Source organism: Sutcliffiella deserti (genome assembly GCF_020037475.1).
Classification (GTDB): Bacteria; Bacillota; Bacilli; order Bacillales; family Bacillaceae_I; genus Sutcliffiella_A; species Sutcliffiella_A deserti.
This window is the reverse complement of sequence record NZ_JAIQDB010000001.1, coordinates 257,868-272,195: the sequence shown is the minus strand read 5'-3', so window position 1 is coordinate 272,195 and position 14,328 is coordinate 257,868. Positions and strand designations below refer to the sequence as shown.

The 14,328-nt window shown below is 39.1% G+C and carries 10 protein-coding genes; all 10 read left to right on the top strand.

Going from position 1 to position 14,328, the window contains the following annotated elements; all coding sequences use genetic code 11:
• Positions 1-450 precede the first annotated feature (450 nt).
• The 10 genes from pnp to K9B36_RS01230 all read left to right on the top strand — a co-directional run bounded on the left by pnp (position 451) and on the right by K9B36_RS01230 (position 14,152).
• Entirely contained in the window at positions 451-2,568 is a 2,118-nt protein-coding gene (gene pnp / locus K9B36_RS01275) for a polyribonucleotide nucleotidyltransferase (protein ID WP_223700187.1), read from the top strand.
• Positions 2,569-2,683: 115 nt separating this feature from the next.
• The gene (locus tag K9B36_RS01270; RefSeq protein WP_223700185.1) at positions 2,684-3,643 is read left to right on the top strand and encodes a polysaccharide deacetylase family protein; all 960 of its coding nucleotides are present in this window, start codon (positions 2,684-2,686) and stop codon (positions 3,641-3,643) included.
• Positions 3,644-3,674: 31 nt separating this feature from the next.
• The gene (locus K9B36_RS01265) at positions 3,675-4,916 is read left to right on the top strand and encodes a M16 family metallopeptidase (protein WP_223700183.1); all 1,242 of its coding nucleotides are present in this window, start codon (positions 3,675-3,677) and stop codon (positions 4,914-4,916) included.
• Positions 4,917-4,999: 83 nt separating this feature from the next.
• Entirely contained in the window at positions 5,000-5,245 is a 246-nt protein-coding gene (locus K9B36_RS01260) for a YlmC/YmxH family sporulation protein (protein WP_223700181.1), read from the top strand.
• Positions 5,246-6,935: 1,690 nt separating this feature from the next.
• Positions 6,936-7,832 (top strand): dipicolinic acid synthetase subunit A, encoded by an 897-nt coding sequence (dpaA, locus tag K9B36_RS01255; RefSeq protein ID WP_223700180.1) that lies wholly within the window; start codon positions 6,936-6,938, stop codon positions 7,830-7,832.
• Positions 7,833-7,834: 2 nt separating this feature from the next.
• A complete protein-coding gene (locus K9B36_RS01250; protein WP_223700178.1) occupies positions 7,835-8,434 on the top strand; it encodes a dipicolinate synthase subunit B in 600 nt (199 codons plus the stop codon).
• Positions 8,435-8,562: 128 nt separating this feature from the next.
• Positions 8,563-9,603 (top strand): aspartate-semialdehyde dehydrogenase, encoded by a 1,041-nt coding sequence (gene asd / locus K9B36_RS01245; protein WP_223700176.1) that lies wholly within the window; start codon positions 8,563-8,565, stop codon positions 9,601-9,603.
• 238 nt (positions 9,604-9,841) lie between these two features.
• Positions 9,842-11,113, top strand: coding sequence for an aspartate kinase (gene dapG, locus K9B36_RS01240; protein ID WP_223700174.1), 1,272 nt, complete (start codon positions 9,842-9,844; stop codon positions 11,111-11,113).
• Complete coding sequence (dapA, locus tag K9B36_RS01235) at positions 11,106-11,978, top strand: 4-hydroxy-tetrahydrodipicolinate synthase (RefSeq protein WP_223700172.1); 873 nt, start codon at positions 11,106-11,108, stop codon at positions 11,976-11,978. Before dapG ends, dapA begins: the two co-directional genes overlap by 8 nt.
• Before the next feature lie 509 nt (positions 11,979-12,487).
• Positions 12,488-14,152 (top strand): ribonuclease J, encoded by a 1,665-nt coding sequence (locus K9B36_RS01230; RefSeq protein ID WP_399201175.1) that lies wholly within the window; start codon positions 12,488-12,490, stop codon positions 14,150-14,152.
• Positions 14,153-14,328: the final 176 nt, after the last annotated feature.

Below are 14,328 nucleotides of genomic sequence, written 5' to 3'. Positions count from 1 at the left end.
AGCGGGAGAATTCCCGCTTTTTTATTAGTATTTTTTTGAGAGTATAAATTAGGGTTGATTTTTAATTTCCACCTTTAAGAATTTTTATGTAAAAAGGCAACTTTTAACCTATACAACACGGAATACTATTGATATGTTGTAGTTATTTCGTTCATACTATACATAATAGTAATAACATTATAATCAGTTATTTATGAATAATAGGCATTTCTATGAGTTACTTTTATCTTTTACAAGGCTCTGCTCACTATGAAAGATTGTTGCTGCAAGCCAGTGAAAGGCATTAGCACACTTCACAGTTATACAAACCCTACAAATGGTAGTTTTTCAAGACTGCACTGATAATTAAGGGTGGTAACAACTTACACTGAGGCTAGCTTTATACATAAAAGGTAACACACCCAAAAAGAAGCCTATATAAGAAATGCGAGAGAGGGGTTTAATAAATTTATGGGACAAGAAAAGCAAATTTTTACTATTGATTGGGCTGGAAGAAGCCTCTCAGTAGAAGTAGGTCAATTCGCAAAGCAGGCAAACGGAGCTGTAATGGTCCGTTATGGTGACACAGCAGTATTAAGTACTGCCACAGCTTCAAAAGAACCTAAAAAGTTGGATTTTTTCCCGCTAACAGTTAATTATGAAGAAAGATTGTACTCAGTTGGGAAAATCCCTGGTGGCTTTATTAAACGTGAAGGACGACCAAGTGAAAGAGCTGTTTTGACGAGCCGATTAATTGATCGTCCAATTCGTCCTTTATTTGCGGACGGATTTAGAAATGAAGTTCAAGTAATCAGTATTGTAATGAGTGTAGACCAAAATTGCTCTTCTGAAATGGCTGCCATGTTCGGGTCTTCCTTAGCTCTTTCTGTTTCTGATATTCCATTCGAAGGACCGATTGCTGGAGTTACAGTAGGAAGAATTGATAACGAATTTATTGTAAATCCAAATGTAGATCAATTAGAAAAAAGTGATATTCACCTCGTTGTAGCCGGTACAAAAGATGCAATTAACATGGTAGAAGCTGGAGCGGAAGAGGTTGCAGAAGAAATAATGCTTGAAGCTATTATGTTTGGGCATGAAGAAATCAAGCGATTAATCTCATTCCAAGAAGAAATTGTACAAGCAGTTGGTAAAGAAAAGACAGAAGTAAAACTGTATGAAGTAGATCAAAACTTAGAAAGCGAAATCCGTGCTTTAGCAGAGGATGATATGACAACAGCTGTTCAAGTTTTTGAAAAGCATGCGCGTGAAGCAGCTATCAAAGAAGTAAAAGCAGCTGTCATTGCGAGATATGAAGAGCAAGAAGTAGATGCCGATACTTTAAAACAAGTTAATGAAATATTAAGTAAACTTGTGAAAGAGGAAGTTAGAAGACTAATTACAGAAGAGAAAGTGCGTCCAGATGGTCGTAAAAGTGACGAAATCCGTCCTTTAGCTTCTGAAGTTGGCCTGCTGCCTCGTACTCACGGTTCTGGACTATTTACTCGTGGACAAACACAGGCTTTAAGTATCTGTACTCTAGGTGCATTAGGGGATGTTCAAATCTTAGATGGATTAGGGATTGAGGAAGAAAAGCGGTTTATGCATCATTACAACTTCCCGCTCTTTAGTGTAGGGGAAACAGGACCGATGAGAGGCCCTGGACGACGCGAAATTGGTCACGGTGCTCTTGGTGAGCGTGCACTAGAACCTGTTATTCCTTCTGAAAAAGAATTTCCATACACAGTCCGACTAGTTTCAGAAGTACTTGAATCCAATGGTTCTACTTCTCAAGCAAGTATTTGTGCTAGTACATTAGCGATGATGGATGCTGGTGTTCCAATTAAGGCTCCTGTAGCCGGTATAGCAATGGGTCTAATTAAAAAAGGAGAAAACTACACAGTTTTATCCGATATACAGGGAATGGAAGATCACCTAGGTGATATGGACTTTAAAGTAGCAGGAACAGCTAAAGGTGTTACTGCTCTTCAGATGGATATTAAAATTGAAGGCTTATCTCGTGAGATTTTGGAGGAAGCATTACAACAGGCTAAAATTGGTCGTATTCACATTCTTAATTCCATGCTGGCTACGATAAATGAATCCCGTACAGAGTTGTCTCAATATGCTCCGAAAATTTTAATGATGGCGATTAATCCTGATAAAATCCGCGACGTAATTGGACCAAGCGGAAAGCAGATCAATAAGATTATTGAAGAAACCGGAGTTAAAATCGATATCGAACAAGATGGAACAGTCTTTATCTCTTCTATTAATAACGAGATGAACGAAAAAGCGAAGAAAATCATTGAAGACCTTGTTCGTGAAGTTAAAGTTGGAGAAATCTACTTAGGGAAAGTTAAACGAGTAGAGAAATTCGGTGCTTTTGTTGAGCTATTCAGTGGTAAGGACGGCCTAGTCCACATCTCGGAATTAGCAGAAGAACGAGTGAAACAAGTGGAAGATATCGTGAAACTTGGTGAGGAAGTATTAGTAAAAGTAATGGAGATTGACAAACAAGGAAGAGTAAACCTTTCTAGAAAAGTCCTTTTAAAAGAGCAAAAAGAAAAAAATGAACAACCGTCTTAAGGTTAGAGCCTGGTAAACCACCGGGCTTTTTTTGCAATGGTTAAAGTGGAGATCTCTTTATGTTCTACCTTGTCCTTTTTCTACATAAATTTTAGTAGAAAGGGGGAAGTATAAAATGAATAGAACAACACTTCAACTACTTGCTTTTGTTATTGTTGCTTTTTTTACATATAAAACGGTGAGTCATCCTGATCCCAAAGTACTCACTACCGCTCTAACATTTAATTTATCTGAAACATCCAAGCAAAAAGATGAACTATATCTAGAAATATCAGATAAAGCAGAGGACTACGAGCTTGAACCACAGGATGCAAAAATAGATAAAGTATGGAAAGCACAACCAGGGTTAAACGGCTTAAAGGTTAACGTGGAAAAATCTTATGAAAACATGAAAAAAAATGATGTTTTTGACGAAAAGAAACTTATCATGGACCAAGTTCCACCGGCTATTCATTTATCTGATCTACCACCTTCACCAATCTACCGTGGTCATCCAGAAAAACAAATGGCTGCCTTTTTAATCAATGTTGCTTGGGGAAATGAACATATTCCTGTTATGCTCGAGACGTTGAAAAAGCACGGAGTTCAAGCAACTTTTTTTCTAGAAGGAAGATGGGTAAAAGAAAACCCTTCTATTGCCAAAATGATTGTTGATGCAGGTCACGAAGTTGGAAATCACTCTTACACACATCCTAATATGAAAACATTAGGCAATGATGCTGTCCGGGAACAACTTACGAAAACAAATGAAGTAATTGAAGCAATTACCGGCAATAAAGTAGAATGGTTTGCTCCACCAAGCGGTAATTATCGCGATGAAGTTGTTAAAATTGCACATGAGCTCAAGCTTGGAACTATTATGTGGAGTGTGGATACAATTGATTGGCAACGGCCTGAACCTAATGTTTTAATTAACAGGGTAATGGGAAAAATTCACCCAGGAGCAATGGTGTTAATGCATCCCACCCCGTCCACAGCTCAAAGCTTAGAAACTCTTATCATCTCAATAAAAGAGAAAGGTCTTGATCTTGGGACAGTTTCCACTTTACTGAGCGAGGAGAGAAACCATCACTAGATTTTGCAAACTCGAATAGGAGGATTTATCGTTGCTTACAAAACATACATGTTCAAATGGAGTTAGAATTGTAGTAGAAAACATTCCACATGTTCGATCTGTAGCGATTGGGGTATGGATTGGAACCGGATCTCGAAACGAAGATAAAGAAAATAATGGAGTATCTCATTTCTTGGAGCATATGTTCTTTAAAGGTACCAAAACAAAAAATGCAAGAGAAATTGCAGAGGCTTTTGATTCTATTGGAGGACAGGTTAATGCCTTTACCTCTAAAGAATATACTTGTTATTATGCAAAAGTAATGGACGAACATTCTACCTATGCACTTGGTGTGCTTGCAGATATGTTTTTTCAGTCCATTTTCGATGAGGTAGAATTGAAAAAGGAAAAAAATGTAGTATATGAAGAAATAAAAATGTATGAAGATGCACCGGACGACATCGTTCACGATGTTCTTAGTAAGGCTACTTATGGTAACCATCCACTCGGTTATCCCATCTTAGGAACGGAAGAGACACTATCCGGTTTTAATGGAGAAACTTTACGTGATTATATGAAGGAGACCTACACACCTGACAATGTAGTAATCTCTGTTGCTGGTAATATTGAAGAGTCTTTTATTAAAGAAATCGAGAGCCACTTTGGCAGCTACACAACAGGTTTCTCTAAACGTGATTATGTAAAACCTGTCTTTGAAACGGGTCGCATTGCTAAGAAAAAGACAACAGAACAAGCACATCTATGCTTAGGCTATAATGGATTAGGAATTGGCGATAAAGATATTTATAACTTAATCGTGTTGAACAATGTTCTAGGGGGAAGCATGAGTAGCCGGTTATTCCAGGACGTGCGTGAGGAAAGAGGGCTAGCATACTCTGTTTATTCTTATCATTCCACATATCAAGATAATGGTATGTTAACTATCTATGGGGGAACGGGAAGCCACCAACTTGATCTGCTTTTTGAGACCATCCAAAAGACACTTGATACACTAAAACAAGATGGAATTACTACAAAAGAATTAATAAATAGTAAAGAACAAATAAAAGGCAGCTTGATGTTGAGCCTTGAAAGTACGAATAGCCGTATGAGCCGTAATGGTAAAAATGAGTTATTACTTGGTAGACATCGATCACTTGATGATATATTAGATCGTATCAACACGATTACAGAAGAGTCAGTGAACAGTTTAGCGAAAAGGATATTTACTGATGATTATTCTGCAGCCTTAATAAGCCCCAATGGCGAATTGCCACAAACAATGAATGAATAATAATTTTTTTACCTGCTGGTTATAACTAGCAGGTTTTTTTTTGGACACCTCTTAATATAGTTAATATAAGGAGGCGGTTTGTAATGCGATTAAGTGAAATGAGTGGAAAAGAAATAGTAGATGTAAAGCGTGCTGAAAGATTAGGGATTTTAGGGCATACAGACTTAGAGATTAATGAAAATACAGGAGAAATCAAGTCACTGATTATTCCTTCCGTGAAATGGTTCGGTTTGAAGAAAGAAGGCAATGAGATACGGGTACCATGGCTGCATATTAAGAAAATTGGAACCGATATGATTATTATAGACATACCAGATGATGAAGAGTAAACACCTTAGCGATTCTTTACTTAAAGTGCTGTTCCAGGGAAAGGTTGAGGTGAAGTTTTAACTCCCTGTTCCTTTTCGTTCCAGGTGATCGCTTTCCGCGGGGCGGTGCGGTAGCCTCATCGGCTGCGCCTGCGGGGTCTCCCGTCTACCGCTATCGCCCGCAGGAGTCGATCACCTTGCACTCCAATACAAAGGGGGAGAGCCCTTATATGTGAGTGCCTTCTTTACATTGCTCATATTAGTTACGGTTTAGGGGCTAACCTTAAAATAAGGAGAATTCTTTCTATCCTCCCTGTTCCTTTCCGTTCCAGGTGATCGCTTTCCGCGGGGCGGTGCGGGAGCCTCCTCGGCTGCGCCTGCGGGGTCTCCCGTCTACCGCTATCGCCCGCAGGAGTCGATCACCTTGCACTCCAATCCATAGGGGGGGCACTTTAGATGTGGTGACCTTCTTTACATTGCTTATTAAAGTTTTCACTTGGAGAGCCAGCCTGAAAATATTAGAGTAGCTTCTTAAAACCCTGTTCCTTTGCGTTCCAGGTGATCGCTTTCCGCGGGGCGGTGCGGGAGCCTCCTCGGCGGCGCCTGCGGGGTCTCCCGTCTACCGCTATCGCCCGCAGGAGTCGATCACCTAGCACTCCAATCCATAGGGGGGGCACTTTAGATGGGGTGACCTTCTTTACATTGCTTATTAAAGTTTTCACTTGGAGAGCCAGCCTGAAAATATTAGAGTAGCTTCTTAAAACCCTGTTCCTTTGCGTTCCAGGTGATCGCTTTCCGCGGTGCGGTGCGGGAGCCTCCTCGGCTGCGCCTGTGGGGTCTCCCGTCTACCGCTATCGCCCGCAGGAGTCGATCACCTTGCACTTCAATCCACAGGGGGGGCACTTTATATCTGATGGCCTTCTTTACTTTGTAAGGGGTGAGATGCCTCCTTATGAAGATTCTTTGAATTTACAGGTGATTCTTAACTTTAACTACCATTGGTTTTTAGTTTTAGATAAGCAACATTGAATTCTAAGTACCCTAGCTGTGAATCGGAATGAAAGGCGGAGACTCCTGCGGGAGGTAGTGCTTAGGGAAGACCCCGCAGGCGTAAGCCGAGGAGGCTTCCCAAGCGCCCCGCGGACGCGAAGCCTTTCGTGGAGAGGAACAGCGGTGTTCAAAAAGACCTTTAAAAGTTTCTTGTACAAGTGGTTGTGTTCTTATAAGATCCCTTGAATAGAAAGATTTCTCCATACTTTACCTAAGAATTTCTATTTCAAATGAGTAACATTAATTCAAAGTACCCCAGCTGTGGATCGGAACGAAAGGCGGAGACTCCTTGCTAAGAGGTAGTGCTTAGGGAAGACCCCGCAGGCGATTAGCCGAGGAGGCTTCCCAAGCGCCCCGCGGACGCGAAGCCTTTCGTGGAGAGGAACAACGGTGTTTAAAAAGACCTTTAAAAGTTTCTCGTACTAGTGGATGTTTGCTTATGAAATCCCTTGAATAGATAGGGTTCCTCGACTTTGTATACATTCTGGAAGACCTAGCTAATGCTAGGTCTTTTTTTGCGCTTTTTAACACTGAGAAAACATAAATTCCTCTTTCTCCATATTCAATCACAGAATGAACCTAGATGACATAAGATGTGGAAGTAAGAAAAGTTGAGATGATGTTTTAATACTTCCAAGAAACAGAAGAAGGTGAACAATATATGCTGACCGGAATGCACATAGCTGTCATTGGCGGTGATGCGAGGCAGCTCGAGGTGATACGCAAGCTAATTGAGCTAGATGCAAAACTTTCACTTGTAGGGTTTGATCAATTAGACCACGGCTTTACAGGCGCTTCAAAAGAGCAAATTGATGAAGTGGATTTTTCCACTGTTGGTGCAATAATCCTACCAGTACCTGGGACGAATTTAGAGGGTCAGGTGGATACCATTTTCTCGAACGAAAAGATTGTGTTGACGGAAGAAATGGTTAAAAACACCCCTAATCACTGTACAATTTATTCTGGCATTACCAATGATTATTTAGATAAGTTAGTGAACGCAACTAACAGGAATCTGGTTCAACTGTTTGAGAGAGATGATGTAGCAATCTATAATGCCATTCCAACGGTTGAAGGAACAATTATGATGGTCATTCAACATACTGACATAACCATTCATAATTCAAAAGTGGCAGTCTTAGGGCTTGGAAGAGTAGGAATGAGCGTAGCGCGTACATTCTCTGCACTGGGTGCCAATGTACGTGTTGGTGCACGGAAAACTGAACATATCGCACGTATATTTGAAATGGGATTAACTCCTTTTTCATTAAATGATTTATCTTCCAATATGGCAGACGTAGATGTTGTTATTAATACCATTCCCCATTTAATCGTTACATCAGATGTAATTGCGAAAATGCCTAATCACACTCTAATAATTGACTTGGCTTCAAAACCAGGTGGAACGGACTTTCGCTATGCTGAAAAAAGGGGAATAAAAGCATTGCTAGCCCCAGGGCTTCCAGGCATTGTAGCACCCAAAACTGCCGGACAGATTGTAGCTAATGTATTATCACAGTTACTTGAAAAAGGCTTAGAACGGCGAAAGGAGAATTAATCATGGATTTAAAAGGAAAACGATTAGGCTTTGGCTTAACAGGTTCTCACTGTACGTATGATGCGGTCGTACCGGAATTAAAAAAACTAGTGAACGCAGGCGCAGATGTCATACCTGTTGTTTCCTATACCGTTCAAAATACTAATACAAGGTTCGGTGAAGGGGAAGAATGGATTAAGAAAATTGAGGAAATCACTGGGAATAAAATTATAAATTCAATTGTAAAAGCAGAACCCCTGGGACCCAAACTTCCATTAGATTGCATGGTTATTGCTCCGTTAACAGGAAATTCAATGAGCAAACTCGCAAATGCTTTAACAGAGTCACCAGTATTGATGGCTGCAAAAGCAACATTAAGAAATTTAAATCCTGTAGTCTTAGGGATTTCCACAAACGATGCGCTCGGTTTAAATGGAATGAATTTAATGAAGCTTATGTCAACTAAAAATATATACTTTATCCCATTTGGGCAAGATTCACCGGATAAAAAACCAAACTCTATGGTGGCAAGAATGGAAATGCTAGTACCTACAGTCCTACAAGCACTGGAGCATAAACAAATTCAGCCTGTTATTGTAGAACGATATAAAGATGATTTATAATATAGATCATAGAGGAGAAGAGAGTAAATAAAACTTTCTTCTCTTCTTTATTGGATTAATGTGATAAAATTATAAATTAAGAATCAATGTTTATGCTAGTTATTTTGTAATAGAGAGGTGCTTTATCAATGAATGGTTTTCATGTAGCAGTAGTAGGTGCAACCGGGGCAGTTGGGCAGCAAATGCTCCATACTTTAGCAGAAAGAAACTTCCCTATCAAGAAACTTACCCTATTATCGTCAGAACGTTCTGCAGGTAAAAAGGTAACATTTCAGGGTAAAGAGTATACGTTAGAAAAAGCTGAACCGGAAAAATTTGAAGGTGTTCATATAGCATTATTCAGTGCAGGAGGAGACGTATCAAAAGAGCTTGCTCCAGAAGCAGCAAAAAGAGGGGCTATTGTTGTTGATAATACAAGTGCTTTTCGCATGGATCCGAATGTCCCTCTTGTTGTTCCAGAGGTTAACGAGGCAGATCTAACAAAACATAATGGAATCATCGCCAATCCAAATTGTTCTACTATTCAAATGGTTGTGGCATTAGAGCCTATTAGAAAAAAATATGGAATGAATAAAATAATTGTTTCAACCTACCAAGCGGTTTCAGGCGCTGGAGCAGCTGCTATTGAAGAATTGGAAACCCAATCAAAAGCAATCTTAAACAATGAAGAATTTAGCCCTTCCATACTACCGGTTAAAGGTGAAAAGAAACATTATCAGATTGCATTTAATGCCGTTCCCCAGATTGATAAATTTGAAGAAAACGGCTTTACATTTGAAGAATTAAAAATGATTAATGAGACAAAAAAAATTATGAATGATCAAAAACTCCAGGTTGCAGCAACTTGTGTACGCTTGCCAGTTGTCACAGGACATTCTGAGTCAGTATATATTGAAGTAGAAGACGAAAATGCTACTGTTCAAGATATTAGAGCGTTGTTAGCAAATGCTCCTGGTGTGGTGTTGCAAGATAACCCGCAAGAGCAAATTTATCCTATGCCGGCAAACTGTGTTGGATTAAATGATGTTTTTGTAGGTAGAATCAGGCAAGACCTTGATAACAAAAGAGGATTTCACTTATGGATCGTATCTGATAATCTCCTAAAAGGTGCAGCTTGGAACTCTGTACAAATTGCAGAGAGCTTAGTCAAACTAGGAATCGTAGAATAAGTGCTAAACAGAAGGCTCTGTTAATAAAGAGTGTTAATGTAGTATTTTTCTACCCTTCTGTTGAAATCAAAAGATGTTTAACATAAGCTAAAAAAAGGTCTTTACAGCCCGGCCTTTTCTTTTCTGCTGGCTCCCCCACACCTTATATCTTGAACAATGAATTCTAGTACATTATGTACTAAATTGACAGCAACGTTCGTAAGTATTATGGATGCTTTAAAACAAAGAGGTGTCAAAAGTGAAGATCATTGTTCAAAAGTTTGGTGGTACTTCCGTTAGAGACGAAAAAAGCAGAGAGTATGCCTATAAACATATAAAAAAAGCAGTAGATGAAGGATTTAAAGTGGTGGTAGTTGTATCGGCCATGGGGCGTAAAGGAGAACCTTACGCAACAGATACCTTATTAAGTTTAATAGACAATGGAGGAGAAAACATTTCCAAAAGAGAGGTAGATATATTATTATCTTGCGGCGAAATCATTTCCTCGGTTGTATTTAGCAGTATGCTTAGGAAGAAAGGATTAGCAGCTACCTCCTTAAATGGTCCCCAAGCAGGATTTCGAACAAACAATGACCATACAAATGCTCGAATTATCGGTGTGAAAACGGAGAGGCTCTTAGAAGCCTTAGAGAAGCATGAAGTGGTTGTTGTAGCGGGCTTTCAAGGGGAGTCAAGGAATGGAGATATTTGTACAATAGGACGTGGAGGGAGTGACACCTCTGCGGCAGCATTAGGTGCTGCACTACAAACGGAATGGATTGACATTTTTACAGATGTGGAAGGCGTTATGACCGCAGATCCCCGTATCGTAAAAGATGCACAGCCCCTCCCGGTTGTAACGTATAATGAAATTTGTAATATGGCATATCAAGGAGCAAAGGTTGTTCATCCAAGAGCTGTTGAAATTGCGATGCAAGCTAAAATTCCGATTCGTGTGCGTTCTACTTATTCCGAATCTCCAGGAACACTTGTTACTTCTTTAGATAAAGTGAATAAAGACTCTTATGTCAAAGAACGGCTTATTACCGGTATTGCTCATGTTCCAAATGTTACACAAATAAAAGTGTATGCAAAAGAAGGAAATTACGGTATCCAAACCGAAGTATTTCGAGCAATGGCAAATGAGCAGATCAGTGTAGACTTTTTCAATATTTCTCCTACAAGTGTGGTATATACAATAACAGATGAGATGTGTGAAAAAGCCGTTAGCGTTCTTAGAGGCTTAGGGTATGAGCCGACGGTCACCCCCCATTGCGCAAAAGTAGCAACTGTAGGAGCTGGAATGACAGGGGTTCCTGGCGTGACAGCTACAATTGTAACAGCTTTATCAGAGCTTGGAATTCCCATTCTCCAATCAGCCGACAGTCATACAACCATTTGGGTCCTCGTGAAACAAGATGACATGATACAGGCTGTTAATGCATTACACAAAGCATTTAATCTAGCAAAAAAACAACTAACCATCATCCAAACCGTCATAGAAGAAGGAGAGACTTTATTACATGATTAATTTTGGCAAAATATCAACTGCAATGGTTACCCCCTTTGATAATAAAGGGAATATTGACTTTGAAAAGACAACGCAACTAGTGAACTATCTAATTAAAAATGGTACAGATTCTTTAGTGGTTGCAGGTACTACTGGAGAATCTCCAACCTTAACCACGGAAGAAAAAATTGCTTTATTTCGCCATGTAGTAGCGGTGACCGCAGGACGAATTCCTGTAATAGCTGGTACAGGTAGTAATAATACGAGATCGTCCATCGAATTGACAAAAAAAGCAGAACAAATAGGCGTAGATGCAATTATGCTAGTTGCTCCGTACTATAACAAACCAAGTCAAGAAGGTCTTTATCAGCATTTTAAAACAATTGCAGCCGAAACATCCTTACCAGTAATGTTATATAATATTCCGGGTAGATCTGTTGTTAATATGTCAGTAGAAACAATCTGTCGACTTTCAGAAATCTCTAATGTTATCGCAGTCAAGGAAGCTAGTGGAAACTTGGATGCTATGACTGAGATTATCGCCGGTACAGCGGATGACTTTCTTTTGTATAGTGGAGATGATGGCCTTACACTGCCAGTCCTTTCCATTGGAGGAGATGGCGTTGTTTCCGTAGCATCCCATATACTTGGGAACGAAATGCAAAACATGGTCAATTTATTTGAAAAGGGTGAAGTCGCTAAAGCAGCAAAAATTCACCAAGGATTGCTTCCTATTATGAAAGAATTGTTTAGTGCCCCTAGCCCCACACCAGTTAAGACAGCTCTACAACTAAAAGGGTTAGATGTGGGGGGAGTTAGACTTCCTTTAATTCCACTATCAATAGAAGAACGATCGAAATTAACAAGTATGATTCAATCTATGTAAATCATAGTGAAAAAGTCAAAGCCAGAGTTAAATAGTGGCTTTGGCTTTTTTTATGGTTTAGCGTAAAAAATTTACGTTGTGGAAGCTTGATCATCGAATCGCTAGCACTCTTTGTGTTTCCTTTATCTCGTAAGGCTCAGTCCAGTTTGGTGGGTTTAAAAAGGTTTCCTTTTTTATAAAATTTCTTGTATTCCAATTATTGTGTACGCTATAATAATGGAAAGTGACTGGAGCGGACATTCTTTTAGTAAAAGGTAAAAGGGCAAAAAATTCGTACCGTTTATTTTTGAGCATGGCTCAAGCCTAAGATTTAAGCAAAAGGCGTAGACTCCTGTGGGAGATAGTGCTTAGGAAGGCCTGGCAGACTAAAGGCGAGAAGACTTCCGAGCGCCCCTGGGTGTTGCTGCGCCTTTTGCGTTCATAAATAGAGGTACTATATTACTCTTGAGCTTAAAAAGAAGCATGCAGGATCTTCATAATTATTTTACATATATGTAGGAGGTAGCAGAGTGAGTACAGAAATGGTTGAGAAAGTAAAAGTATTCTCCCTTGGGGGCATAGGGGAAATTGGTAAAAACATGTACGTGGTAGAAATAGATCAATATATTTACGTTATTGATACAGGAGTAATGATACCCGAAGATGGCATGCTAGGTATCGATATGGTAATACCGGATATTTCTTACTTAGTGGAAAATAAAGATAGAATACAAGGAATTTTCTTAACTCATGGGCATGAAGAGCAAATAGGTGGATTACCTTATATTCTTCGAAAAATAAAAGCGCCTGTATATGGCACTAAATTAACATTGGCACTCGCACAAGAGCTTATAAAGGGGGAAGTGTTATCCGAACAAGTTACTTTTCACGAAGTAACGGGAGATACGATTCTTCAGTTAAATAATACAAAGATTTCTTTTTTTAGAACGAACCACAGTATCCCTGACTCTGTTGGCATTTGTTTTCACACCACACAAGGAGCAATTGTGCATACAGGGGACTTTAAATTCGATCAATCTCAATTAGCAAATAATACTGATATGGGTAAAATAGCTAAAATTGGAAATCAAGGAGTACTATGTGTTCTTTCTGATAGCACAAATGCAGAAAAGCCTGGGTATACTATTTCGGAATCCCTTGTCAAGCAAGAAATTGCTGACGTGATTTATCACTCAAAAGGCAGAGTCTTTGCTGCCTGCTTAGCTACCAACCTTTCTCGAATACAACAAATCGTTCAAGCTACCATCGACAGTAAAAGAAAACTTGTCATTGTTTCTCAATCAAGCAACAAAATCCTTGAACTGGCTACTAAGCTAGGATACTTGGAAATACCCGAAAACCTTGAGATATCTTTAAGTGATATGGGTAAAACTGATAATGAAAGATTAGTAGTCCTTACCATAGGAACCCATTCACAGTTAATGAATACACTTTTAAAAATGGCAAAAGGCACACATAAGCATGTTCAAATTAAGGAAAGTGACGTCGTTATGATTGCTGCCTCCCTTGCGCCAGGTACAGAAATTAACGTTTCAAAAGTTATAGACAAACTTTATCGAGCTGGTGCTTTTGTTATTTACGGTCAGAAAAAAATTCATGTTTCGGGTCATGGTTGCCAGGAAGAATTAAAGCTAATGTTAAATTTACTCAAACCTAAATTTGTTGTTCCAATTCAAGGGGAGTATAAAATGCAAATTGCGTTATCCAAAGTTGCCCAGAGTGTGGGGATAGATAAAAAAGCTGTATTCCTTCTTGATAAAGGTGAATGCATAGAGTTTTACGGTGGAGAAGCAAAGTACGCTGGAAAAGTTTATGCAGGAAATGTCTTGATTGATGGTCTTGGTGTAGGGGATATTGGAAATATTGTTTTGCGAGATCGAAGACTTCTTTCAAAAGATGGAATACTTATTGTGGTTGTATCGATAGGTAGAGGGAAAAAAACCATTATTGCCGGACCAGAAATAATCTCACGTGGCTTTGTATATGTACGGGAATCAGAAGAACTTCTTGAAAAGGCAAACTCTATTGTAATTGATATTTTAGATAAAGCTGTAAAAGAACAAATGATGGATTGGTCCAGTTTAAAGTTGAAAATAAGGGAATCTTTAAATCAGCATTTATATGAAAAAACCAAAAGAAGACCGATGATATTGCCTATAATCATGGAAGTATAGAAAATGAAAAGTTGCCTAAAGTGTAAAAGCTTAGGCAGCTTTTTTTATTGCTAAGACAATTTTGGGCAAACTTTTATTCTAAAGATCAACCCTTACCAATAATTCACGGCCCTTCGAAAAAGTTATATTTTATCGGAAATCATTAGCGATGTGTTTAATACAAGCTCAATATTAAT

Bases quoted from the DNA above. Each gene is read 5' to 3' on its own strand.
- K9B36_RS01250 (WP_223700178.1), top strand. From the start codon at position 7,835: ATGGATTTAAAAGGAAAACGATTAGGCTTTGGCTTAACAGGTTCTCAC.
- dpaA (WP_223700180.1), top strand. From the start codon at position 6,936: ATGCTGACCGGAATGCACATAGCTGTCATTGGCGGTGATGCGAGGCAG.
- pnp (WP_223700187.1), top strand. From the start codon at position 451: ATGGGACAAGAAAAGCAAATTTTTACTATTGATTGGGCTGGAAGAAGC.
- dapA (WP_223700172.1), top strand. From the start codon at position 11,106: ATGATTAATTTTGGCAAAATATCAACTGCAATGGTTACCCCCTTTGAT.
- K9B36_RS01260 (WP_223700181.1), top strand. From the start codon at position 5,000: ATGCGATTAAGTGAAATGAGTGGAAAAGAAATAGTAGATGTAAAGCGT.
- asd (WP_223700176.1), top strand. From the start codon at position 8,563: ATGAATGGTTTTCATGTAGCAGTAGTAGGTGCAACCGGGGCAGTTGGG.
- K9B36_RS01270 (WP_223700185.1), top strand. From the start codon at position 2,684: ATGAATAGAACAACACTTCAACTACTTGCTTTTGTTATTGTTGCTTTT.